We start from the raw sequence: 25,378 nt of genomic DNA on the forward strand, positions 1-25,378 counted from the left end.
ACTTTTACTTAGTGGCTTGTCCTATACTTCTTTGTTTTTCAGCCGGAATGCCCCAGTCCTCTGCATACAGCTTATGATACTTATTATAATAATACAAAACCCGCTGAATGTAATGTCTTGTTTCACCGTAGGGTATGGAGGCAACATTTTCCAGAGTTCCGTCCCACTGCTCGTCATTCAGCCAATGGCTGACATTCCCTTGTCCGGCATTATAGCCGGCTATCGCAAGCACTGCATTTCCCTTGAACTGCTTATGCAGCCAATTTAAGTACCATGAGCCCATTTGGATACTTACAGCAGGATTATGTAGATCATTCTTATATGAAGGTGAAAAGCGAGCTGTATCGACTATCCAATCCGATGTATCCGGCATGAGCTGCATCAGGCCATAAGCCCCTTTTTTGGATTCAATATGGGTCTGATAGTTGGATTCTACCCGAATGATAGCTGCAATCAGAAACGGGTCCAGCTGATAAGCTGCTGCATTTTTTTGAATTTCAGTTTGATATCGAATCGGATATAACATCTTGCTAACTGAACTGCTGGTCAAAAAAAGAAAACATACAAAGGTAAAAAAAAGCAGGGCGAATACCCGTTTTCTCCGCCAAAAGCTGACGCTCATAACAGCCCCCTTTCCCTGAGGAACCTGTCCACCTGACCTTCCGTTAGGATCAAGTCACCCTGATTATCGATAACAATGTCAGCCCTTTCCTTTTTCAATTCAATATCCATCTGTGCCTGCAATCTCTGCTCCGCTGCCTGCAGGGTCATCCCGTCGCGCAGCATTAATCGTTCAAGCTGAACGGCTCTGGGAACGTACACCACCATAATGGCTTCATATTCTGCTTCCAGCCCCGATTCATACAATAAAGGAATGTCAGCAACGACCAGCTTGTCCGGATATAAGTTCTCATATTGCTCCATCCGCTCGCGCATTAATGCCCTGATCGAAGGGTGCAGTAAATTCTGCAGATCCTTTAATGCTTCCGCATTGCCGAAAACCGTTTCTCCCAGTTTCTTGCGGTTCAATGTCCCGTCAGGAAATAATATTTCCTTGCCAAACCGGTCCACTATCTTATCAAGAGCCGGCATTCCAGGCTCTACAACTTCTCGCGCGATCCGATCGGCATCAACCAGCATCGCGCCGCGCTGCACCAGCATATTGCTAACGGTGCTTTTGCCGCAGGCGATGCCTCCGGTTAACCCTATGTTCATGGTGGCTAGTCTCCTCCGAGTTTTGCTTTAGCAAAACTAACTTCGTAAGCATTTGCTTATTATAACAGCTTCATAATTCCCATCACAATCAATACAAAGCCAGGAAAAACAGATAAGCTTCGCATCCATGATAAATCGGCATATTTATAACCAACCCGCAAGCCTGCCGCCAAAAACACCCCGCTTGCCATAGCGATAACCATTGAGGTCAGCCATGGCGTAAAGCCGATCAGGGCCGCGCCAATCCCGGCTCCAAAAGCATCCAAGGATAAAGCGATACCGAGCAGAAAAGCTTCATAAGGAGAAATATTTCCAGATCGATCCATATCCGCCATAGAAGGTGTTCGCAAAATTTGAATGACCAAACCAAAGCGTTTAAGCTCGATGTACAATACTTCCTTGGCGCTTGGCTGTACGTCTGGAGGATCGTTCACCACTCCAGCGGAGGTTTCCATGTCTTGCACCACAGATGTCTTATGACCCGTCTCATCTACAACAGCAGCACGTTCTCCATAACTCGCACCCAACAACACAACCTCATCGCGTTCTTCTGCAACTGCAGCGGGTTGAGTCGTTGCAGGCATTGCTGCCGGTACTGCTTCTGTTGATTCCTGTTTACTTCCCAACACCTGATATAATGCCCACATGCCGATACCGATCAGGATGATGCCACCGATGCTTTTTGCAAAAACCGGATCGACATACGAGCTAATCCAGACACCAATCTGCATCGAAGTATAAATAATAATACCGGAGCAACCTGAAATGATAGCAATCGATACCAAGGGCATCCGAATCTTACGCAGGCCGTACGTCACACCTACGCCAAAGCCATCCAAGCTAACCGCTAAAGCCAGCAGCATTAAGGAGATAAAAGGAAGCATGGCATTCCCTCCCGACCATTTTACCCTACTATATGGCGGATAGGGATGGAGGGTGCAGCTTTTATATAGGCTTTATCTTCTTGCCCCTTGCAGGCTTCAAAGGCTGACATTGTGGACAATAATGGGTACCCCGTCCAGCAACAACGCTTTTTTCAATGGGCTGTCCGCAGGAATAGCAAGCTTCCCCCTTACGCCCATACATCTTGAATTGATGCTGGAACATACCGATCTCACCTTGTCCATTCACAAACGATTTGATCGATGAGCCGCCCGCGGCGACAGCTTCACTCAATGTCTTCACTATGGCTTCGTGCAGAGCGGCAAGCTCCTTGGATGTCAATGAATTGGCTTCACGCTCAGGATGAATTCGAGCGAGATGCAGCGATTCATCCACATATATATTCCCGATTCCGACGATGTATTCCTGATTGAGCAGCAGCGGCTTTATTTTCGTGGAACGATGGGCAATCCTTGCCCGAAACGCAGCCAGATCGAATGCCTCTTCCAAAGGCTCCAGACCGAGCTTTTTGAGCGGCTGCTCCTCAAGCTCCCTTCCCTTGGGAAACAGATGCATCGTCCCGAACTGGCGCACATCCTTGTAGCGCAGTTCACTGCCGTCCGTAAAATGAAATACGACATGCGTATGAAGCTCTAAAGGGTCGCTGCTATCGTACAATCCGTATCTGCCTTCCATACGAAGGTGTGATACAAGAGAGTAATCATCCAGCAGAAAACGTAAAAACTTGCCTCTTCGTTCTACGCTAAGAATCGTTTGCCCAGCCAACTGTATGCAGAACTCGCCGACTTCTTCAGGCTTGATAATAATTCGATTCAAATGAACACTAACATGATCGATCTGTTTACCGATGACCAATTCGTTTAATGTTCGTCTGACGGTTTCAACCTCCGGCAATTCCGGCATGATGTCCTCACCTGTCCTATATGATTATTTCGCTTCGTACCAATTGGAGCCTGTGTCCACATCCACTTTGAGCGGAACGTCCAGCTTGAGTGCGCCCTCCATAACTTCCTTTACGGTTGTCCGCATCACTTCGATCTCGTTCTCAGGCACCTCGAATACCAATTCATCGTGTACCTGCAGCAGCATACGACTAGCCAGCCCATCACGCTTCATACGCTCGTCCATCTGGACCATTGCCAGCTTGATGACATCAGCCGCGGTACCCTGAATAGGAGTATTCATCGCAGTACGTTCAGCAAAGGAGCGCAAATTGAAGTTGGAAGCAGAGATTTCCGGCAAATACCGGCGGCGCTGCAGCAGGGTGGTCACGTAGCCATCCTTACGGGCCTTCAGCACGATATCATCCATAAAACGGCGTACCCCTTGGAATACGACAAAATATTGCTCGATGAACGAAGCGGCATCCTTACGGGAAATATTCAAATTTTGCGACAAACCGTAATCGCTGATTCCGTACACGATCCCAAAATTAACCGCCTTGGCTTGTCTGCGCATATTGGAATCGACAGCCGATTCAGGGACACCGAATACATCCATCGCGGTTTTCGTATGAATATCCATATCGTTCAGGAAAGCTTCCATCAGATTCTTATCCTGTGAGATATGGGCAAGCACACGCAGCTCGATCTGCGAGTAGTCAGCGGTCAGAATCGACCAGCCAGGCTGTGATGGGACGAATACCTTACGGATTTTGCGTCCCTCCTCCAAACGGATCGGGATATTTTGCAAATTCGGAAATTGTGAGCTTAGACGGCCAGTTGCAGCGATCGTCTGTCTGTAATACGTATGCACTTTACCGGTTTCCGGACGTATTTCCTTTAACAAACCTTCGACATAGGTGGATTGCAGCTTGGCAAGCGACCTATAGTTCAGAATATGGCTGATGACCGGATGATAAGGCTCCAGCCTTTCCAGCACCTCAGCATCCGTCGAATAGCCGGTTTTTGTTTTTTTGTAAGCAGGCAGATTCAGCTTCTCGAATAAAATCTCCCCAAGCTGCTTGGTCGAATTGATGTTGAACTCGCCGCCAGCTGCTTCATAGATCGATTTCATGATCTTGTCCAATTGTGCAGCAAGCTCCACACCGTACTGCTTAAGCCCTTCAACATCAACCTGGATACCTTTTTGCTCCATAGCAGCCAGGACGTTCGCAAGCGGCAGCTCCAGATCGTAGAACAGCTGATCCATATCTTTTTGCTGTAGATCCTGCTTCATGAGTATCAAAAGGGTGTGAATCGCGTTAGCCTTACGGCACAGGTGGTCCGTAACGATTTCAATCGCCGGAACCTTGAACTTGGCCCCCTTGCCGAATACGTCCTCATCCGCTTTGAGCGAAGGCAGGCTGTATTTGACCAGCAGTCCATGCAGGGTAAGCGCTGATTCTGTAGGGTCGAGTAAATAAGCCGCCAGCAACACATCGAATGTAGTCCCCCGAAGTGCAATCCCCTGCCACGACAATGCAATCTCGGCACGATGCTGGTCATACACAGCGACAGACTTATCCGGTGATTCCAGCCACGCTTTGAGCTTATCCACCTCAGAGCTATTCTCCTTCAACAGCTCGAATGGCACATAATAACAGGCCTGATCCGTATGAAACGAGAGTCCCAGCACATACCCGACGTGAGGATTGTCACCAATGACCTCGACATGCATCGATTCGACCTTGTCCAGCACATCAGTCAGCTCTGCAAGCTGCTCCAGCTTTTGGATAGCTATCGCCACTAGCTCTGCCTGCGGCTGCTGATCTGCCAGCTTCACATCTCCGCCGGTCAGATCCATTTTTTCCATTAAAGACTTGAACTCCAGCTTGTAGAACATCTCTGCCAAGGCCTGCTTCTCATACCCGTTATAAGCCAGCTCGTCCCAAGGCGTACCGATAGGAACCTCGCGAAAGATGGTTGCAAGCTCCTTGCTCATTCTCGCGTCATCTGCGTGCTCAATGACCTTTTCCTTCATCTTGCCCTTCAACTGATCCGTATTGGCCAGCACACCCTCGACTGAACCGTACTCGTGCAGCAGCTTTAATGCCGTCTTCTCCCCAACTCCCGGAATACCTGGGATATTATCACTCGTATCGCCCATCAGTCCCTTCAGATCAATGATCTGATTCGGGGTCAATCCATATTTTTCCATAATATAGGGTGGGTCGTACAGCTCTACATCACTAACCCCTTTTCGTGTCAAAGCAATCTTCACATGCTCGGAAGCCAGCTGCAGCATATCCTTATCACCGCTAACGACGATGACCTCGATATTGCCAAGCTCATCTGCCATACGCGTCAAGGTTCCGATAATATCATCCGCTTCATAGCCCTCCAGCTCAAACTGGGAAACGCCGAATGCCCGGATCAAATCCTTGAGTACCGGAAATTGCTCGGACAGCTCGGGTGGAGTCTTGGCTCTGCCGCCTTTATAATCCTTATAATTCGAATGTCGAAACGTCACCTTACCCGCATCAAACGCAACGAGGAAATGGGTAGGCTTGTGTTCTTCCATTAGCTTCAAAAGTATCGTAGTAAAACCAAAAACAGCATTCGTGTGCAAACCACTTGAATTACTTAGCGGTGGAAGTGCAAAAAAAGCACGGTACGCAATACTGTTGCCATCAATGACGATCAATTTGGACATTATAGCACCTCATTTTCCATACTACCTCCATGATAGCATAGGACAACGCAATATAAAAAGCTTAATCCCACATTCCAGTACATAGGTGTGACGCCAGACATTCGAGCATAAACATAGGATATCAGGGTGTGCAGTAAGCTTGAACGGAGGAGATACCATTGACAGGGAAAGTTTACAAGATCCCAGGAAAAAAAGCGATTTGTTTTGATCTGAATGAGACGTTAATTCACCAAGGCATTCACTTTGAGCAGGCCTTTCGCTCCGTCTGCAGTGAGTACGCCGCTCGCGGCTTACAGCAGGATCAAGGTGAGGTGGATAACCTATGGGATCGATACCAAGCCAACTGGCAGCTCAACAAAAAAACGAGGGGACCGTCTGTATCGTTTGATCAGCTTCAGGAGCAGTGCCTCCAGCAAGCGATCCAGGAGCAGCAGATTCCGGTTCATCAAGGATTCGCGAAGGATTTTTTTCGGCTCGTGCGACAGAGACGCATGGAGGGCAAAGCTCTGGTACATGGTGTAGAAAACACGCTTCGCGAGCTTTCCCGGCATTTCAAGCTGGCGATTATTAGCAACAGCCCCCATAACGAGGTCATGCATCTGCTCGAGCGCTTTCAGCTTCACGCTTTTTTTCCGTCAGAACGAATATTTACCGCTCATAAGTTATCCGAGAAAAAACCGGGAAGCTCTCTGTTCAAAACAGCTCTGCAGACGCTGGAGCTAACCCCGCGGCAGGCTGTTATGGTCGGCAACTCCTGGAAACACGATGTTTGCGGTGCGGTTAAGGCGGGACTTGATGTGATCTGGCTCCAGACTAGTCAGGAAAACACAAAAAAAATTTCCCGACAAAAGCTCGGGAAACGCAATATTTATTGTATTCAGGAAATTAATCAGCTGCTCGAGCTATTCCAATAAATAAGACTCCATATCTGTTTTGCCTGGTTCCGCTTCTGTCCATTCAGCCAAACCAAGGTACGTACTGCAATACACGCTTCCGATACTTGCTTTGGACAGTTTTTTCAAGGTTGCAGCGGATTGAGAAATCTCTTCAAGGTTGATCGGTGTCTCGGTTTCGCATACTATCAAAGACAAGGAAATCGTCAATCCGCTCGTTTCAATCCGATTTCCTTTCCGATCCTCCACATAGGTCCAGTCATCGCCTTCATAAAATAACGGTACGCTCTGGTCGAACCGGCGGATGATTTCCTTGCACATCCGATCCGGCTCATCCGTAGATGTAATCATGATAAAATCGTCGCCTCCGATATGACCAACAAAATCCAATGGCTTGCCGCACAGTACGATGGCATGCTGGAGCACATCTGCCGTGAACTGAATCAGCTGGTCACCCTTTTGAAATCCATACCGGTCATTAAACCATTTAAAATAATCAAGGTCTGCATACACAACCGCGAAAGGCTTCTTCTCCATCAGCCTTCTGGTCAGCTCACGCTGAATCTGGATATTACCCGGCAGCCCTGTCAGCGGGCTTGCTACCTTGGCATTTTCCATTCGGGTATTTGTGATGCACTCCAGGATCGCCCGGATGGAAGAGGCGCCAGCCATCTTGCCCTGGTTCGTTATGATGACAAAATCATACAGATTCGTATCCCGCGAGGTCGCCAGCTGGGAAACGGTTTCAATCGGAGTATCCTTGTCTACAATCAATGGCTTCGGGTCCATCATTTGATCAATCGAGCGATTCCAGAACAATGAAAAGCCATACTGACCTGCCAGCTTCTGAAACAGACGCTCCCGCATCATTAAGCCAACAGGCTCGTCATTAGATACGATAACAGCTCCCTGTGCCTTGACATTGCTTTTAAAAAAATTAGCAACCTCGGATATAAGCGCTTTGCTGTCGAAGATTTGAATCGGTGCAATCACATCACCAATAGTCAATGTCCCGCCGCCTGTTTCACGGATTTTGCGGTGCTGAACAATTAATTCAATCCACTTCGGATCAATTACCGCAATCTCTGCCGCAGGTCTGCCCAACAAAAAACCTTGAACATAATGGATTCCCATACGCGTCAGCAGCTGCAGCTCTTCCTGCGATTCAATGCCTTCAGCGATCAAACTGATATTCAGCTTGTCAGCGAACGAAACGAATGTTTCCACAATGTATTCTTTATTTTTATGAAGATGGATATGGTGTACCAGAGACCGGTCGATTTTAATAAAATCCGGCTGCAGCTCTGCAATTGCCTGTAAGGAGGAGTAGCCGGCTCCCGCATCGTCAATGGCAATACGATAGCCTTGGTTCCGATAATGGTCGAGTATACGTTTGGTCGTGGTAAAATCCTCAATGGAGCTGCGTTCCGTAATTTCAAATACGATGTTGCCGGGCTGCAGGCCGCGTGCCTGAAGCAGCTCAAGGGTTTTACCAGGAGCAAAATGCGGGTCCTGTAAAATAGCTGCAGAAATATTAATAAACAGCATTTCATTGTTGCGTGAGAAGAAGGCTCCTTTGATCGCCATTTCCCTGGACAATTTCTCCAACGTGTATAAAAATCCTTCTTCCTCGGCAAAAGGAAACAATTTCATCGGGGAATGGAACGGACTGCTCTCCGGACCGCGTGTTAACGCCTCGTAGCCGAAAACGGTACCATCCTTCAATGAAATAATAGGCTGATAAACGGAATGAATGAGCTTGGCTTCCAAAATATTACGAAACTGCTCCTTGAGGAAATCATTATCCGAATGCGCATTCGCAAGCTGGTGAGTGTCCATATTGATCCCTACTTTGAGTAAGTTGCTATATACCCATAACTATAACAGACAACCTTCATCCCTATGTCAAAAATGACCAGGGTTTTGTTAAATTTGTGTAAAACCTTCGTTCAGCGGATATGCAAAAAAGAGCCGTATATAAGGCTCTTTGCTCACGATGCCGGTTGCTTCTATTACACGTTCAAATCTTTTCGCTTGCCGGTAACCATATAAATCACGCCTTCACCAATATTAGTCGCATGGTCCGCAACCCGCTCCAGATAATGAGCTACAAACATCAGATGGGAAAGCTGGCGATTACGTTGGAAATCACTGCTCATCAGGGTAATGATTTCATTCATCAAGGCACTGTACAGCTTATCGATTTCATCATCCTTTTCGGCAAGCGCTGAAGCACGGTGAATATCCAGCTCCATGTAGGAGAGCAGGCTTTCCTGCAGCATATTTCTAACCAGCATGGCCATCCGAGGAATATCCTCAAGCGGTTTGATTAGCTCTTCCCCGGACAATCGAATCGAGATCTTGGCAATATCGACGGCGTGATCACTAATCCGCTCCAAATCCGTGGCAATCTTCAAAGCCATCCCTATGATTCTCAAATCACTTGCCATAGGCTGCTGTAAGGCGATAAGCCTTAAGCAGCGCTCCTCTACCTCCAGCATCAAATCGTCGATGATATCATCCTGATTGACAGTAGTAACGGCCAACTTCTCATCCAGCGTCGCTAACGACTCGATAGCCTTCGATATCGAATCCTCGACCAATGTCCCCATCTTGAGTAAAACCTTCTGCAGCTCCTCCACCGAATGATGAAAGTTATGGCGTGTGTCCATGTTTGGTTCTAGTCCCCTCTAGCCGAAACGGCCTGTAATATAGTCTTCAGTTCTTTGGTCCGACGGAGTTGTAAAAATTTTATCCGTTTGATCCGTCTCAATCAGCAATCCATTCAGGAAAAATGAGGTATAGTCCGAAATCCGTGCTGCCTGCTGCATGTTGTGCGTTACAATGATGATCGTATATTTTTCTTTCAAGGTCTGCGTCAATTCCTCAACCTTCAAGGTGGAGATCGGGTCCAACGCTGAGGTAGGCTCATCCATCAAAAGAACGTCGGGCTCAACTGCCAACAAACGGGCAATGCATAAACGCTGCTGCTGACCGCCGGACAATCCGAGCGCTGACTTGTTCAATCGATCCTTGACTTCATCCCACAATGCCGCTTGCTGCAGGCTCTTCTCTACAATCTCATCGAGAACCGATTTTTTCTTTGTTCCATGAATTCTCGGACCATATGCAATATTATCGTAAATACTCATTGGAAACGGATTTGGGCGTTGAAATACCATGCCTACTTTTTTGCGAAGCGATACGACATCTGTGTCTGAACCATAAATATCCTGGCCATCCACATAGATGCTTCCGTTAATTCTTACAATATCGATAAGGTCATTCATACGGTTCAACGTTCTGAGGAATGTCGATTTCCCGCAGCCGGAAGGTCCGATTAACGCTACGATATTATTGCTTTTAATATCCAATTCCACATTGTGCAGTGCTTGGTTATCTCCATAAAACAGGTTTAGTTTTTCTACTTTGATTTTATGTTTCTCAGCCACGATTATTTCCCCCCGGTCAGTCTTTTTTGAATCATTTTGCTTGGAATGGCAATACATAAGTTGAATATCAAAACTACGATAAGCAGAAGCGCTGCGCTTCCTTGGGCAATCTTCTTGGCGTCAGGAACAATGGCCTCAGACTGCACGTACCATAGATGTGTAGCCAGTGTCTCACCCATAGCCAGAGGACTAAAGTCTGGAAAATGGCGGGAAACCGATAAGCCGGCTGTATAGATCAGAATCGCCGATTCGCCCAAAGCTCGTCCGGCAACTAGCGTAATACCTGTAATCAGGATAGGCATAGCGGCTGGCAAAAGCACCTTGCGAATGGCTTGCCAACGCGTAGAACCCAGCGCGAGCGAAGCTTCCCAATACGATTCTGGCACGGAGCGAAGCGATTCTTCCGTTACCCGGACCAATACAGGCAAATTCAGCAAGGATAGTGTAGCGGCACCGCCGATAATCGAGAATTTCAAGCCAAGCAGATTAACGAATAGCAGGAAACCGAACAATCCAAAAACGATGGATGGCACCGAAGACAAAGCCTCAACAGATATCCGAATGAAATCTGTAAACCGATTTTGCTTGGCATAGATCGATAAGTATACACCTGCACCTATCCCGATTGGCACGGAAAACAGTAAGGATAAAAACAGAATATAGAAGGAGTTGAACAGCATCGGGCCAACCCCGCCGCCTGCCATCACCTCTGAAGGTTTCCCCGTGATGAAGTTCCAGGAGAGCTGAGGAAGTCCATCCCCTAAAATACGAACCAGGAACCAGGCCAGCAGCAGCATAATGACAACACCGGAAGCCCAGAAAAACAAAGTGGCCGCGCGGTCCGTTGTTTTGCTCGTCATTTCACTTCACTCCTTTTGGCAACGATCCGGATGGCGATAATCATGAACAAGGAAATCAACAGCAGCACGAGGGCCATCATGTACAAGGCATTGTTCCATACTGTGCCGTAATTCGTGTTACCCATATCCTTAACGATAGCTGTCGTCAGCACCGTTGTTGATTCTAATAAAGAACCCGGGATTTGCGGCGAGTTACCGATGACCATGAACACAGCCATCGTTTCCCCGATCGCTCTTCCCATGCCAAGAATAATACCCGTAATTATACCGGGACGCGCCGCTGGTACAAGCACTCTCCATATCGTCTGCCAGCGTGTTGCTCCCAGCGCCAATGAAGCCTCTTCAAGCCGACTTGGCAGCGCACGCAGCGCATCCTCAGAGATGGAGAGTATCGTTGGCAGGATCATGATGGCCAGGATGATAGCCGCTGGTAAAATTCCGTATCCAATCGTTCCCGTAAGCTTGGCAAGACCCGGTACCACAACAGTCAAACCGATCAGACCATACACAACGGACGGAATTCCGACAAACAGGTCCGTTGCCGGACGCATAATTTCACGAACCCATCGAGGTGCGATTTTGGCAAGGAATACAGCTCCTGATAGTGCTAATGGAACCGATAGGACTATCGAGATCAGCGTCAACAGCAGGGTGCTGTACAAAAAGGCGAAGATTCCGAATTCCCCTTTGGTCGGTGTCCAATCTGGAGAAAAGAAGAAGGTCCAGGGCGTTACGTCATTAAATGTCTTAACGCCTTGGATTCCGACGAATGCGATGACGGAGAAAATAATGGCCGATACAATAATGGCGCTTCCGACAAAAATTAGTTTCATCATCTGATCGGTCCGATTTTGCCGTTTGGTCCATTGGCTTACTTGTTTGTGTTTTAAAGCAGCTCTTTCAGTGAGTTGATCAGCGAAAGAATTCACAGGATGGTTCCCCCTCAAATAAATTAGCATACGAGCCTTCAAGAATAACGCACAGTGAGCTCGGCCTGAATGTTCTTTAATCATCATAGAGGACAATTGTTAATGCCATACAATTCAATTGTTAAGGGAATGTAAAAAGTATCGGAAATACGGTAAATAAGTGGCGCTGCAGGGACGAAATGTTCTTCCGATCGCTGTTGTTCAAGGATTTCTTCATTATATAAAGGATTTAGTGGTGGAATTTCTTGAACAAAGGCGAACGCTCCGCTTCTACAAAACAATTTCGTCCCCTCCGCTCTTTATTCACCATACTTCCGGGCGTAGGATTAGAGAGCCTGGAAGCATTGCGTTGCTCGCTTCCTTGAGGGCATGGGTAGAACAAGGGCATGGGCAAAACAATAGCAAGCGCACAACACAAAAAGGACACGGAGATCGCTCCGCATCCTACTTGATTGAGAAGTACTTATTTTTTCAAAAGATCGGCTTGTAAGAATTTCAATTCTTCCACTCTTTTGCCTTGGAACTCAGAACCTGTGATGTAATCCAGGAATGCTTTAACAGCATCTTTGGCTTCGCCTTTAGTATACATATGCTCAACACCGTAAAGCGGGTATTTACCGTCTTTAATTGTATCTTTGCTGAAAGCTACATCATTGAATTTCAAAGCTTTAATAGTATCGTTCAGGTAAGGCGTGTCCACATAACCGATAGAGTTTTGAGTAGAGCCTACAGTTGTTGCAACTGCACCGCTGGACTCTTGAGTAACGCCATCTTTAGTGAAGTCTTTGTTGTCAAGCACGATTTGCTTAACAAGTGTTCTGGAACCGGAGCTGTCTGGACGGTGAACAACTACGATTTTGGCATCTGTCTTGCCATCGATGTCTTTCCAGTTCGTGATTTTACCCATGAAAATGTCAGCAGCTTGTTGTTTGGTAAGATTGTCTACAGGAACATTTTTGTTAACGATCAGTGCGAAAGGAGCAATTGCCGCAACGTGGTCAACCAGGTTTTTGTCTTTGTACTCATCGCCAGCAGCAACGTCGGAGTTACCGATATCGGAAGTGCCGTCTGCAACGTTTTTCAAGCCTGTGCCAGATCCACCGGCAGTTACGTTAACGGTTACTTTAGGATTTTTCTCCATAAATTCAGTTGCAGCTTGTTTAACTAATGGAAGAAGTGCGCTGGAACCGGAAGCTGTTACGGTGCCTGTTAATTCTTTAGGAGTTTCTGCTTTAGCAGGAGCTGCCGGTGCTGCTGCATTAGTAGCTGGTGCTTTTGTATCCGTAGTTGGAGCCGCCGTTTGAGTACCACACGCTGCGAGTACCCCCATTAATAATACTGTCATCATTGCAAGACTGCCTTTTCTTGAGAAATGCTTCAACATCTTTGCATGTCCTCCCTTTTATCCTCTAGTATTTTGTTTACTTGAACATCTTAACAAGCGAGTGTAAAGTCTAAACCCTCGAAACGTTAACGGAATGTAAAAGTTTTTAATGTCGAGTTTTAGCTAAATTTAATGATTTTTTTACAAACTATGGACTTGTATTTAATAATCAACTCGCATAATAGGAAACAAATCACAACTACCCACTTGTACCGTTTGGCCTATTGATTTTAATAATGGAGGGATTAAATGAGTATTCTAATAAGTAAGAAGACAATTTCACTTCCTGCGTTGTCCCTAAAATTAAAGCTCATGCTTGGTTTTGCCGGGATGCTGGTATTGTTCCTGGGAATGGCGCTTTATAATTTGCAGCAGGTTAACGACATCAAAATTCAGCTCAGTCAGCAAAATGATAAGGTAGAGCTCAAGCTGATGGCACTAGAGCTTAAAGAGATGGTTCAGGAGCTGAATATTATCGCATCCGGACTCGAAATTTCCAAGAAAGCTGATTACATACCGAAGTATAATGAAAAAAGAACCATTTTTGACAAAATGATCAAACGTGTCGGCGACACAGCTACTACACCTGAACAAGCCAAATGGCGCAGCAAGCTGATCTCGCTGACAGTCGATTATACAAATACATTTGACGTCGCGGCCAAGCTGGTGCAGGAAAACAAGCTGACGGCGGACGATCTTAACAAAAATATGGAATATTTATACAATGAATCTCAAACGCTCATGGGCGACATCTTCGTCAATGTGGATCAATTCTATGTTGCTTATTCAAAGGATGCCGAGAACGCAGTCGCCAATACCCAGCATTTGCTTAACAATACAGTAACAATGATGCTTATCTGCTCCATAATTGTCATTATCTCCAGTATTGCCATCGCATTCTTGCTGATCAGTTCATTTGTTAAACCCATCAAAAGGCTGCAGAATGCGGTACATGCTATGGCTAATGGTGATTTGCGCAATAAAATCAACAGCACCTCGAAGGATGAGCTGGGAGCTTTAAGCAATAGCTTTGATCACATGACTGATCAGGTCCGCAGTATGCTCGCCCATACCCAAGTCATTGCACTCTCGTTATCCGAGCATTCCAAGACATCTCAAGGTTTCTCAGGCTCGACAGCAATTGTAAATGCAGATATCGTGCGAGCCATTCAGGAAATATCGACAGGCGCCGAGCAGCAAGCCACTCATTCCGAACAAAGCACTCACATCATTGCCGAGCTAGGCCAGGAAATCGAGCTGATCTCCGGATTGTCCAAGGCCGTTCATGAAAGAAGCAACGAAGCTGCCTTCAATACACATACTGGCTCCAGCTCCATGGAGGCTCTCCGCAGCGCTTCCCAAATATCTGAAAGCATACTTGATAAAGTACATACAACCATGACATCGCTATCGGCCAGCTCGGTACAAATCAACAAGATTGTCAATACGATTACCGATATCTCTCAACAAACCAATGTGCTTTCTCTGAATGCTGCAATAGAAGCGGCGAGGGCTGGCGTTCACGGGCGAGGCTTCTCGGTTATTGCCGAGGAAGTAAGGCAGCTGTCTCTGCAGACAAATGATTCGTCCAAATCAATTGCCTCGATCATACATTCGCTGCTGGCACAAACGAAAGATTTGGAACTATATATAGAAGAAGCACGTAAATCGTTCATTCAGCAAAATGGTAAAATGAATGAAAGTGTCGAGGCTTTTCAGGAAATCCGCAGCTCGATGGATGCACTCTCACTGGATATTAACCAGATTCAGACCCAAATTGGCCTTGCCCAGAAGAAAAATGAAAGCCTGATTGATTCTGTACAAATCGTTGCAGCCATCGCTCAGGAAACAGCAGCAGGCGTTGAAGAGGTTACCTCGTCATCTATCCAGCAAAATGCAGCCATTCAGCAAATTGCATCACAAGCCGATGACATGATGCTGTTATCGCAAAAGTTATTTAAAGAAGTGAACCGATTTCAGATTGGAGATCTCGGAGATCTCGGAGATCTTGGAGATATCGAAGAACTTGGTTCAGGTCGAGCTGATGAGGTCTTAAGTGAAGAGGAGGTTGTCGCTAATCTTCATAAATTGAGTGAGCTTGAAGCCACCGACCCGGAGCAGGAGCAGCTTCCACAGACAGCAGCCGTCAAAGAAAGCAGCCAAGATTCAACAGAAAAAATAGCGAAACCGGCAGTTGAACAAGCAGCTTCGAAAACTGCAGATACTTCGAATGTAAATTCTATCGAAAATGAAACTAAAGAAGAGGACAAGGAAAAAAAACTCATACCTATTGGTTAACAGAGAAAGCCCCGCACCGGATATCCAATTCCGAGCGGGGCTTTTTGGAAATTAGCATAGAACAACGTCACTCTTTATTGCTTGGACTTTAAAGTGCCAAGCGTTGTATGTTCATCTATATCTTGAAGCCTGCGTCCCTTCGCAACTTTCAACCTCTGAGCCGTGTAAATGCCCGTATGTCCAGAGCATAAATAACTGATCACAACAGCAACAAACATGTAGATTGCCGCCTCGGAGCCAAACAGCTCAATACCCAGCAGAAAGCAAGCGATCGGAGTATTCGTTGCTCCGCTAAACACGGCAATTAAGCCAATTCCCGCCAAAAATGGACCATGCAGCTGCAATAGAGTACCCAGCGTATTCCCCAAAGTTGCACCTATCACAAACAACGGCGTCACCTCTCCACCCTGGAAACCAGCTCCGAGCGTAATCGACGTGAAAATCAGCTTCCATAAAAAAGCGAAAGATGCCGTTGTTTCATGAAAGGAGTCATTGAGCAGCGGTAATCCCAGTCCGAGATAATCCCTTGACCCGATAGCCAATGTCAGCACGATGATCATACAACCGCCGACAAAGGATTTTAATGCAGTATTTTTGAATAGTCGTGTAAATGTAGCTTTCAGCTTATGGGTTAGCTCACTGAACAGCCGGCTTGTCAAGCCAAATAGGATCGCCGCGGCCGCAACCTTCAGCAGTACGACCGCACTGAGCGGCGGCACTTGCCCCATCGAGTAATGAGCGTGCGTCACTCCCCATCCTAACGTCACCGCATGTCCAACCAAACTTGCAATCAGGCATGGAAGTAAAGCTTCATAGCTGATCAGACCGATGATTAACACCTCCATACCAAAGACAGCCCCGGCAAGCGGGGTACCGAACACCGATCCGAAGCCTGCGCTGATACCGCACATTAGCAAAATTTTACGGTCCTCCGGATGAATACGCAGCAGCTTTCCCAGATACTCGGACAAGCTGCCACCCATTTGAACCGCCGTCCCTTCACGGCCTGCCGAACCGCCGAACAAATGCGTCAACACCGTGCCGATCAGCACAAAAGGAGCCATACGCAATGGTATCGTTTCACGTCCATCATGAATTTGCTCTAAAATCAGATTATTGCCTTTTATACTGCTGCTGCCATAGGCATGATACATCCAGCTGACTAACGCACCGCCAAGGGGCAGTAAATATAACAGCCACGGATGCTCATATCGCAAACTTGTAGCCGTATCCAGACTTAACAGAAATAGCGCCGAGGCTGAGCCCGTCATAACGCCCACTACACCCGCCACCACTAACCACCACAGTACATACTTGATGAAAGCCAAGTACTGAAACCTCCGACTGCTAGAGAAAACCCGCTCTCCCCATTTTATCCGCAAGTTGTTCATATTCCTTGTCCACTCCCCGAACACTCTTTCACGTAATAATACCTCTCATGACATACAGGCGCAAGAAATTAATCCGGCTTAGGGCATAATTGATATGACGAATCCCTATCAAACTTTAGCAGGATGTGCTCAATTACCTTTTTATTCCATATAACTAGATGTTAAAATATTACTATGCAAAGGAGGAAGAAAAATGGATGACACTTCTGATCTAAACCCCATCGACTATGCTCAAATCATTATAAAGATTAACGCTTCGATACAGCCTGCAAGCAAGTTCGTCAAAGAGCTGTATGAACATCCTGATAAGAAATGGGATCCCGATAAACGCATTCTGAATTTAAAGGAAGAGTTAATTTCATTGGTGCATTGTCAACATGAGATTTTAGCATTAAATGTGCCTGATCTATTTTTAGTCGAGCACGTACAACTAATGTCGGCCTATCAAGATATAACTAACGGAACTCAAGAAATGATCCATAGCTTTGATGCGAACACAGGTGTACTGAACTCAAATCGTTATGAATCCGGTTATGCATTACAAAAAGAAGCTATCCATAAAATCATACCTGTTTTACAAACCATCATCAGAAAACTAACTCCATAAAGGCACATAGACCCTTAGCACACGCTCATTAAATGGCATCAAAAAAAGAGCTGCATGTCTACAGCTCTAGCATTTATAAGTATTTAATTTTGATATTTAATAAATTTATTCAATTTTCGATCAAGCATTACACTAAGTTGGACCAAGAGAGGGTCATGTAAACTTTCCGTTTGATCATACACATTGACCATGCAATTTTTTAAGGCCTCAATCTCTGCAACAAGCAAAACCAATCTTACTTTTTGAAGCTGTCGACTTTTAGTAAGCTCCATACACATTCCTCCTTTGGTTTTGAAAAAGAGAGTATTTCGGTAACTGGCTGGCATAGTCGAATTGACTTTAGCCCCTAATAGTTTTGCGTCCCCATTTTTCAATGGCTTTGCCTTTTTCGATATTGCGTATGCGATTCTATTATACTACAAATATCGCTATTTTTTATAGAATTAAAGCACTAAATCTTCGACATTATTTGCGTTTTTATTGAATTTTTTGTCATTTATTATCATACTATTTCCTTTATTTAAAGAAGTTTAATATTGGGAGGACTTGCTCTTTTCAATGGCTATTACCCATTTTTGCATCTGTCCAATCACGTATCCGCTGACATTCATAACATGCACTATACAAGGCGCGAGGAGGGATCAACATGGGTGCACTCGGAGTTGGCGGAAGCTGTGCAAGTTGTGCAGGTTATGGTCTTGGAACTACTACAGCTGTTATTCTGGTTCTCTATATTCTGCTTGTTATTATTTTAAGAACATTTTAAAGTAGTGACCTAACCACCTCCCAATCAACTCGGGAGGTGGTTACTGACTACCATTTCGGCGTCTGGACATAAAATATCAGGGTCATCCTCAAATTTTTACTATTTGGCTTCCTAAATAGTAATCGGCGCTATATAATGGTTAATGTTGTGAAATAATAGATATGTGGGGTACATATGAACAAAAAATGGCTGTTATTCGTAATATTGAGTTCTGTTATCATTTTGTTAAGCGGTTGTGTTAAAGGGGATTTTCATGTAACGGTGAACCGGGATCAGTCTGCAGAGTTGGATTACAAATTAGCCTTAAGCTCTCAGCTAATCGGATTAATGAGTATGAATAGTGCAAATAAGACGGATATGTTAGGTGAATTAAAAAAGAATTTTGAAACGGATGGCTATCAGGTCTCGCAGTATAAAGATGGAGATTACCAAGGTGTACAAGCCAAAAAACATGTTAAGGATGTTAAGGAAATTAAAAATGTCGGTGTCAATCAAGGCAATATCAACGCCGAAAACAAGATTGACATGACAGTTGATAAAGGCTTCATCTTTAATACCAATCATGTGATAGGTAATTTTGATTTAAGCAGCATGAAAGCCGATGCCAATGATACGATGGGCTTGCAAAAAATGATGATCAGTCAGATCGATTTAAAATTCACGCTGACACTACCGGATAAAGCGGAGCAGCAAAATGCATCCAGAGTACTGGACGATGGCAAGACCTATCAATGGGATCTGCTGGCAGGAGCCAATAATGAAGTCAAGCTGGACCTTAAAACCCCGAACATGGTGAATGTATCGATCCTGGTAGCGGTTGTTGTAATCCTGATTGCCGCTGTCATTTTCTTATTATTAAGAAGAAAAAAACGCGCACAACCCGTCGAGCCCCTTGCTATAGAAACCCCTATCGAATAATTGAAGCCTCCAAGCACACATTAGAAAAATGTGGTTTGGAGGCTTCTTTATTCAAGCTCATGAAGACAGTATCCCTCTTATTTAACAAAATCAAAATCCGCTGCTCTTGCATTGGATTCCACCTGCTCCGGACTTTTGCAGCCTGGGATTACACTGGTCACCGCCGGATGCTTCAAGCACCAGGCCAAGGCCCATTCTGCCATATTCACGCCTTCCGGCAGTTCATTTTGTTGGATATCCTGTACCTTTTGCAGCTTGATCAAGGTTTGCTCCTTATTATGTCGGGATCGCACGTCGTTATCAGCAAATTCCGCACCAGGCTTGTACTTGCCACTCAAGTACCCGCTTGCCAACGGCACACGAGCAAGCACACCCAGATCCTGACGTTCGCAGGATGGAAACACGCGATTTTCAGGTGTTTGATCCAATCGATTGTATACGACCTGAATCGCTTTGGCATTCACTTTCGACGCCGCATCTGTCTGATGTAAATTATCGTTGCTGCCGATTGAAATGCCGAGATTTCTCACTTTTCCCGCCTGTACCTGCTTGTCCAGCATCGTCCACAGGTCATCGTTATCAAACACTTCATCAGACCCAGAATGAAACTGATACAAATCGACGTAGTCGGTTTTCAAAGATTTCAATGAATTCTCTAATTGAATAAGCACTTGTTCAGGCGACCAGTAATTGATCGTTGTGCTTTCTCTATCTGCATGGTTATGGCCGAATTTGGTTGCGATTACCCAATCTGACCTGCTTTTTCTGCGTGCGATATAATCTCCAATAAAGCTCTCCGAAAGGTGATGACCATAACATTCTGCCGTATCGATCAGATTGATCCCAAGCTCTGCCGCTTTATCGAGAATTGCATCGACTTCATCCTGTGTAAAATCCTTCCCCCAGGCTCCACCAAACTGCCATGTGCCTACGCCTACCACGGAAACCTGTAGCTCCGTCTGTCCAAGTCTGCGGTATTTCATGTAACGTCAGCTCCTTCGAATTGAATGCTAAGTAACAATACCCATTATAGGGAAGTTTCCAAACCTCAACAAGAATGGAAAAAAAGGTGCGCTAGTGAATCTAAAGTAACTGATGGGGCTAATATGCTAGCAATCTCGTCTACAATCAAGCAGCCATGACTGCGCCATCAATGAAAAAACACCCCTTCGAGCCGCAAGAACAGTTAATGTCCTTGCTGCCCAAAGGGGTGTTACCATCCACTATGTTATTTAGCTGGAATCTCAACTTGACCGGAGCCATACGTATCAAACCAGCCTTTAATCGTGTCAAAATCACTGCTGAATGACAGGCTAAGCATTAATAGAATTCTTGCATGTGCCGCGTTCAAGCTGTCACCCGCAATAATACCATCGCCTGTTGTGTAGTTGCTGCCCGAACCAGTGCGAGTGGTGGCCACGAAGATCACGCCTTGCTCCTTGAAAGCCTTCGTCCGAGCATCACCCATAGCCTTGGATACTCCGCCTGCACCTGTACCGGAGGTAACAATCCCTTTGGCACCGTCCATCACAAAGCCTGTAATAGCGCCTGCGCCTGCATCCTGATAAGCATAAGCAATTTCTACCTTCGCCAAGCTGGTATCATCAATTTTTTTCAGATCAAAAGGTGTTTCCCATTTGTCCGCACTCATGAGCGATCTCGCATTGGCGCGATACACACGAATGTTTTTCTCATCGATATATCCAAGCATGCCAAGCTTCGGAGTTTCAAAAGTATCGGTCCGATACGCATTGGTTTTGGTTACGTCTCTTGCCGCATGGAACTCGTCATTCAGCATCAATACGGTACCGTAGTATTTGGTTTTGCCGCTTGCAGCAAGCTTAATCGCATTATACAGATTCGCTTGAGCATCACTCCCGATTACCGTCCAAGGACGCATCGAGCCTGTGATAATAACCGGCTTAGGGCTGCGAACCGTCAAATCAAGGAAATAAGCGATTTCTTCCATTGTATCTGTACCCGTTGTGACAACTACACCATCCTGGGTTTCGAGCACTTCATCTACTTTTAAAGAGAGATTGTATAATTGCTGCATCGTATAAGAGCCGGAGCCTGCATTACCAAATTGAAAGGTGGATACATCCGCGATTTGATCTTTGTTCGGTAGCGCCTTAACCATATCCTCCATCAATAATGTTCCAGCCTTGTAGTTCTGGAAGCTGGTTTCGTCAACAGATTTGCCCGCAATCGTTCCTCCTGTAGCAATAACCTGAACCTTAGGCAAAGCAGGTACCGATGGGACTGGCAAGGTTTGCTCTGCTACTGCTTCAGCCGCATAAGCGCTGGAAATCGGAAGTACCGAAACTGATGGAAATAACAAAGTTAGCGCAAGTCCTGCTACAAAAGTCGTTTTAATCCATGAAGATGGTGTAAGTATCATAAAGCAAACCTCCTAGTTGTATGTATTTTCATTTTTAATGTTATTAAACATAACATTAAATGATGAACACTAAGAGGATTATAGATGTATGTTAGGTTTTATACAAATATATAAACAGACCAATAAAACGCTTTATTGGTCTGTTTTATCGTTATAACCTTAATTTTCGCTGAATATCTCTAATTTTTAAATTCCTATCGGTTTCAAAGTTTCTAATAACATGTCATGAATACTTCCATTAGATCCAACCACATGTTTAACTGTTAGTGAGTATGGACTTCCCAGCGTATCACTGACCTTGCCACCGGCTTCCTCAATAATAAGCACACCTGCTGCAATATCCCAGGCATTGAGGCCATATTCCCAGAATGCCCCCAATCTTCCTGATGCGACATAAGCCAAATGCAGCGCAGCAGAACCAAGCGAACGGATCGAACGACATTGAGGAGCGATACCTTCCAGACTGTCCAGAACGGCTTGACGCATCTTCGTGTTAGAGGGAAATCCAGTTGATACGACGCTTTGTCCTAATGAATCCGCTGCCGACACTTGAATAGGCTCTCCATTCAGAAAAGCACCTTTGCCTTTTTCAGCCCAAAAAATATCGTCTCGGCAAGGATCATAGATGACCCCTGCGATAAGCTCCCCATAAGACGCCAGCGCAATGGAGACCGTAAAACCAGGAATCCCCTGCACATAATTGTTGGTACCGTCAATCGGATCAACAATCCATACAAACGGCTCTGATTTGGCCAGCTCCAGCCTTCCCTGAAGTTCTCCTGTATGAGCAAACGACTCTTCTTCACCCAAAAAAGCATGGTCAGGATACGCTTCAGCCAGACGCTGCCGAATAAGCTGCTCCGAGGCCTTGTCGATTTCGGTAACGACATCGAAGCTCGAGCTTTTTGTCTCCGTAATAAATCCGGTACCCATATGCGACTTAATCATCGCACCCGCTTCTCTCGCTATTGCTTTCGCAGTTTCTATAACACTCATGCCAATTCCCTCCTCTTTTCCGAAAATTCGGCAATGATAGCCGCGATCGCATGACTCTCGTGGTGAACGGTTACCGCATCGGCAACCTGGGTCAGCTGTGAATTGGCATTTTCAACCGCATATCCGCGATCTGCCTCGATAATCATGGTCAAATCATTTAAATTATCGCCTACAGCTACCGTATACAGTTCATCTACCTGCAGGATGCGGATCAGTTCCTTTAAGGCAGTTCCTTTCGTAGCATGCTGCGGTAAAATTTCTAGATAGTTGGACTCGGAATATACCATTTCGCACGGAACGCCATCGTCCAAAACGGCTTGCTCCAGCCTTTTGGCTTTATCTAAATTCGAATTAATAATCATTACCTTAGTCACAGGCTCTGATAATATTCTGTCTTCAAAGGGCAGGCATTGAACGCCATCCTTGCGTTCGTGCTTTTCCAGCAATGCATTTCGCAGAGGTGCGAATACCTGACCATTCTGATAGACAAGCAGGGTGATTTCATCCGATAAGCTCTCCATCAAGACACTCCATAGTGCAGGCGGGATCGTCAGCTGCTTCTCATACAGCACGGTATCGGTGAGCGGACAATAGATTTTGGCCCCATTGTACAGAATCACCGGCAGGTCAATTCCGAGCTTATGGATAATGGGCAGAACAGCTGCCTCCATTCTTCCCGTCGCCAGGGTGAATAAGCCTCCTTGCTCCTTGAATCGTCGGATTGCCGTTTCATTCTCTATACTGATTTGTTGTTGTCTATCCAGTAAGGTTCCATCCAGATCGGTAACCAGCAGTATTTTGTTCAAGTTCTCCAACCACCCAGCCTACTTAAATTATGTGGATAATGAATGCTCTTTTGATGCTTGATTCCTTGTAGAAATATGATGCGACTCCAACGAAAGTACCACGTCCATGGCGGCGATACGTTCCAATGCAGTGGCCAGCTTCTCCTGCTTTTGGATTTTCAGACTGAACTGCATATGCATGGAAAGTGCCGATGTATCGCCACCTGCTTCTTCTTCATGGGGAATCATTTTTAAGTTAACGATTTGTAAATCATACTCCCCGAATATCGTCGCGATCCTGCCCAGGGAGCCGGGATTATCGATAATCTGAATGTCCACTTCCTGGTATCTGCGGTTTCCCATTAGGCTCTTTTCCCATTTATTGAGCAGATACAAGCTGATCAGTACGAGAAAGGTGCAGAGCATGGCTCCCATATAGAAGCCTGCTCCGACACTTAATCCAATGGCCGCCACCACCCATACTGAAGCAGCGGTCGTTAATCCCTTGATCATATTGCCATTGCGCAGAATTGCCCCTGCACCTAAAAACCCGATGCCGCTGATCACTTGAGCCGCGAGGCGTGCGGGGTCCATACGTACACTACCCTCATTAACAAATTGCGAAAACCCGTAGCTTGACAGAAGCATGATCGTAGCCGAGCCGAGACAGACGAGAATATGGGTACGAAAGCCAGCCGCATGATTACTCCATTCCCTTTCAATCCCAATCAAACCGCCAAGCACTACCGCCAATATCATACGAAGCGCCAGCTCCAGATGTGTGATTTCCCAAACACTTGCCGTTGCGAATGACAACCCGGCCCACCCCCAATCTGTTGGATCCATCATGCGTATATTTGCTTAGGAGCAATTGTAGAGGTGTCGATCGGCTCCCGGTTCACCAGAATACCAGTCTGCTTATCATACACATTGACTTTATCCAACGGGAATGTGACCCATACCATCTTGCCAATCTCATAGTCCAGTTCCCCGATTACCTTAACGAGAATCAGGTTTTCACCATTGCTCGTCGTTTGAATTAACGTTTCCGAGCCCGCAGGCATGACCGAATAAATTCTTAGTGGAATGCCGTTCTCCACCTTTTCCGCGGAAATACGAATGTCTTCGGGATAGATGGACAAAACAACCTTACCGGAAGGAGGCTGCGTGCAAGGAATCGCCAGCTTGCCCAGCTCTGATTCCGTCATCAGCATCCCATTGTGGTACGTGCAGTCAGCATCCACGAAATTGATCTTTGGATTTCCAATAAAATCGGCAACTCTCAGGTCAGCGGGATGACGGTATATATTTCTCGGCGTATCGACCTGAACGAGATTTCCTTCGAAAAAGATTGCGATTTTGGTTGACAGCGTCAACGCTTCGACCTGATCATGCGTGACATAAATAATCGTTGTTTTCAACTCACGGTGCAGCCTTTTCAGCTCCGCTCTCATTTCCAGACGCAGCTTGGCATCCAGATTGGATAAGGGCTCATCCAGCAGCAAAATCTTCGGCTCGGTCACAATAGCGCGTGCTATCGCTACCCGCTGCTGCTGGCCGCCGGATAATTCAGAAGGGTACCGATCCTTATATTTGGATATCCGCATTTTTTCCAGCGCGCTTTCCACCTTGGAGCGAATTTCCGATTTGGGCATTTTGTTAATGGCAAGCCCAAAAGCAACATTGTCAAACACGGTCATGTGCGGCCATAAAGCATAGCTCTGAAAGACGAGATTCAAGCCGCGTTTGGATGGTGGTGTGTAGTGGTTTTTGGCGCCGTTGATCATTTCCTTGCCATTGATCGTCATGATGCCTTCCTCTGGATTTTCCAACCCGGTGATCACCCGCAGCGTTGTCGTTTTGCCGCAGCCGGAGGGACCCAGAAGCGTCATGAAGTCTCCTTCCTCAATCGTCAAATCGACATCCTTCAAAATATGGTTTTTATCAAAATATTTATTAATCTTCGACAGTCTGATTCCACTCATA

The 25,378-nt window shown here is 45.9% G+C and carries 24 protein-coding genes and 1 riboswitch; of the genes, 5 read left to right on the plus strand and 19 right to left on the minus strand.

The genetic code is table 11. The annotated features are described in order from the left end of the window. Window positions 1-4: 4 nt before the first annotated feature. The 5 genes from NST47_RS27600 to polA form a co-directional block, all read right to left on the minus strand. Window positions 5-622, minus strand: coding sequence for a lytic transglycosylase domain-containing protein (locus NST47_RS27600; RefSeq protein ID WP_341157987.1), 618 nt, complete (start codon window positions 620-622; stop codon window positions 5-7). Then, window positions 619-1,215 (minus strand): dephospho-CoA kinase, encoded by a 597-nt coding sequence (gene coaE, locus NST47_RS27605; protein WP_341157988.1) that lies wholly within the window; start codon window positions 1,213-1,215, stop codon window positions 619-621. Before coaE ends, NST47_RS27600 begins: the two co-directional genes overlap by 4 nt. Before the next feature lie 59 nt (window positions 1,216-1,274). Continuing rightward, window positions 1,275-2,099, minus strand: a complete 825-nt coding sequence (locus tag NST47_RS27610; RefSeq protein WP_341157989.1) for a manganese efflux pump — start codon at window positions 2,097-2,099, stop codon at window positions 1,275-1,277. A 61-nt stretch (window positions 2,100-2,160) separates the two neighbouring features. Beyond that, window positions 2,161-3,021, minus strand: a complete 861-nt coding sequence (mutM, locus tag NST47_RS27615) for a DNA-formamidopyrimidine glycosylase (RefSeq protein WP_341157990.1) — start codon at window positions 3,019-3,021, stop codon at window positions 2,161-2,163. A gap of 24 nt (window positions 3,022-3,045) precedes the next feature. Then, entirely contained in the window at window positions 3,046-5,712 is a 2,667-nt protein-coding gene (polA, locus tag NST47_RS27620; RefSeq protein WP_341157991.1) for a DNA polymerase I, read from the minus strand. A 158-nt stretch (window positions 5,713-5,870) separates the two neighbouring features. On the opposite strand from polA, the gene NST47_RS27625 reads away from it, so the two are divergent. Continuing rightward, on the plus strand, window positions 5,871-6,626 hold the full coding sequence (locus tag NST47_RS27625) for an HAD family hydrolase (protein WP_341157992.1): 756 nt from the start codon (window positions 5,871-5,873) through the stop codon (window positions 6,624-6,626). On the opposite strand, the gene NST47_RS27630 is transcribed toward NST47_RS27625, so the two are convergent. The 6 genes from NST47_RS27630 to NST47_RS27655 form a co-directional block, all read right to left on the minus strand. After that, window positions 6,615-8,444: a GGDEF domain-containing protein gene (locus tag NST47_RS27630; protein ID WP_341157993.1), complete on the minus strand. Its 1,830-nt coding sequence runs from the start codon at window positions 8,442-8,444 to the stop codon at window positions 6,615-6,617. The two genes, NST47_RS27625 and NST47_RS27630, sit on opposite strands and share 12 nt — an antisense overlap. A gap of 173 nt (window positions 8,445-8,617) precedes the next feature. After that, the gene (gene phoU, locus NST47_RS27635; RefSeq protein WP_076229036.1) at window positions 8,618-9,277 is read right to left on the minus strand and encodes a phosphate signaling complex protein PhoU; all 660 of its coding nucleotides are present in this window, start codon (window positions 9,275-9,277) and stop codon (window positions 8,618-8,620) included. An 18-nt stretch (window positions 9,278-9,295) separates the two neighbouring features. Further along, the gene (gene pstB, locus NST47_RS27640; RefSeq protein ID WP_076229035.1) at window positions 9,296-10,114 is read right to left on the minus strand and encodes a phosphate ABC transporter ATP-binding protein PstB; all 819 of its coding nucleotides are present in this window, start codon (window positions 10,112-10,114) and stop codon (window positions 9,296-9,298) included. Then, on the minus strand, window positions 10,060-10,917 hold the full coding sequence (gene pstA, locus NST47_RS27645) for a phosphate ABC transporter permease PstA (protein ID WP_076229034.1): 858 nt from the start codon (window positions 10,915-10,917) through the stop codon (window positions 10,060-10,062). Before pstA ends, pstB begins: the two co-directional genes overlap by 55 nt. Then, a complete protein-coding gene (pstC, locus tag NST47_RS27650) occupies window positions 10,914-11,846 on the minus strand; it encodes a phosphate ABC transporter permease subunit PstC (protein WP_076229033.1) in 933 nt (310 codons plus the stop codon). The genes pstA and pstC overlap by 4 nt, the downstream gene beginning before the upstream one ends. 463 nt (window positions 11,847-12,309) lie before the next feature. After that, a complete protein-coding gene (locus tag NST47_RS27655) occupies window positions 12,310-13,230 on the minus strand; it encodes a phosphate ABC transporter substrate-binding protein (protein ID WP_341157994.1) in 921 nt (306 codons plus the stop codon). A gap of 249 nt (window positions 13,231-13,479) precedes the next feature. Here NST47_RS27655 and NST47_RS27660 point away from each other — a divergent pair, with 249 nt between their 5' ends. Beyond that, window positions 13,480-15,528, plus strand: a complete 2,049-nt coding sequence (locus NST47_RS27660; protein ID WP_341157995.1) for a methyl-accepting chemotaxis protein — start codon at window positions 13,480-13,482, stop codon at window positions 15,526-15,528. 74 nt (window positions 15,529-15,602) lie between these two features. Here NST47_RS27660 and NST47_RS27665 read toward each other — a convergent pair whose 3' ends face one another. Beyond that, complete coding sequence (locus tag NST47_RS27665) at window positions 15,603-16,919, minus strand: voltage-gated chloride channel family protein (protein WP_445667403.1); 1,317 nt, start codon at window positions 16,917-16,919, stop codon at window positions 15,603-15,605. 193 nt (window positions 16,920-17,112) lie between these two features. Between NST47_RS27665 and NST47_RS27670 the strand changes: the two genes are divergently transcribed. Then, complete coding sequence (locus tag NST47_RS27670) at window positions 17,113-17,526, plus strand: hypothetical protein (protein ID WP_341157996.1); 414 nt, start codon at window positions 17,113-17,115, stop codon at window positions 17,524-17,526. Between the two features lie 83 nt (window positions 17,527-17,609). Here the strand turns inward: NST47_RS27670 and NST47_RS27675 are convergent, their stop codons facing one another. Beyond that, window positions 17,610-17,798: a Spo0E family sporulation regulatory protein-aspartic acid phosphatase gene (locus tag NST47_RS27675; RefSeq protein ID WP_076229029.1), complete on the minus strand. Its 189-nt coding sequence runs from the start codon at window positions 17,796-17,798 to the stop codon at window positions 17,610-17,612. A 35-nt stretch (window positions 17,799-17,833) separates the two neighbouring features. Continuing rightward, window positions 17,834-17,920: riboswitch (cyclic di-GMP riboswitch) on the minus strand. Between the two features lie 252 nt (window positions 17,921-18,172). Here NST47_RS27675 and NST47_RS27680 point away from each other — a divergent pair. Then, window positions 18,173-18,292, plus strand: a complete 120-nt coding sequence (locus NST47_RS27680) for a sporulation protein YjcZ (protein WP_262685730.1) — start codon at window positions 18,173-18,175, stop codon at window positions 18,290-18,292. A 174-nt stretch (window positions 18,293-18,466) separates the two neighbouring features. Beyond that, a complete protein-coding gene (locus NST47_RS27685; protein ID WP_341157997.1) occupies window positions 18,467-19,210 on the plus strand; it encodes a DUF3153 domain-containing protein in 744 nt (247 codons plus the stop codon). A 77-nt stretch (window positions 19,211-19,287) separates the two neighbouring features. Here the strand turns inward: NST47_RS27685 and NST47_RS27690 are convergent, their stop codons facing one another. The 6 genes from NST47_RS27690 to NST47_RS27715 form a co-directional block, all read right to left on the minus strand. Further along, window positions 19,288-20,193, minus strand: coding sequence for an aldo/keto reductase (locus tag NST47_RS27690; RefSeq protein ID WP_341157998.1), 906 nt, complete (start codon window positions 20,191-20,193; stop codon window positions 19,288-19,290). 245 nt (window positions 20,194-20,438) lie between these two features. Next, window positions 20,439-21,611, minus strand: coding sequence for an asparaginase (locus NST47_RS27695; protein ID WP_341157999.1), 1,173 nt, complete (start codon window positions 21,609-21,611; stop codon window positions 20,439-20,441). A 186-nt stretch (window positions 21,612-21,797) separates the two neighbouring features. Further along, window positions 21,798-22,607 (minus strand): inositol monophosphatase family protein, encoded by an 810-nt coding sequence (locus tag NST47_RS27700; protein WP_341158000.1) that lies wholly within the window; start codon window positions 22,605-22,607, stop codon window positions 21,798-21,800. Further along, window positions 22,604-23,413, minus strand: a complete 810-nt coding sequence (locus NST47_RS27705; RefSeq protein WP_341158001.1) for an HAD family hydrolase — start codon at window positions 23,411-23,413, stop codon at window positions 22,604-22,606. Before NST47_RS27705 ends, NST47_RS27700 begins: the two co-directional genes overlap by 4 nt. Window positions 23,414-23,440: 27 nt before the next feature. Next, on the minus strand, window positions 23,441-24,208 hold the full coding sequence (locus NST47_RS27710) for an MgtC/SapB family protein (protein WP_445667404.1): 768 nt from the start codon (window positions 24,206-24,208) through the stop codon (window positions 23,441-23,443). Window positions 24,209-24,237: 29 nt separating this feature from the next. Continuing rightward, on the minus strand, window positions 24,238-25,377 hold the full coding sequence (locus tag NST47_RS27715) for an ABC transporter ATP-binding protein (RefSeq protein ID WP_341158002.1): 1,140 nt from the start codon (window positions 25,375-25,377) through the stop codon (window positions 24,238-24,240). Window position 25,378 lies beyond the last annotated feature (1 nt).

It is taken from the genome of Paenibacillus sp. FSL H8-0034 (assembly GCF_038000305.1).
Taxonomy (GTDB): Bacteria; Bacillota; Bacilli; order Paenibacillales; family NBRC-103111; genus Paenibacillus_S.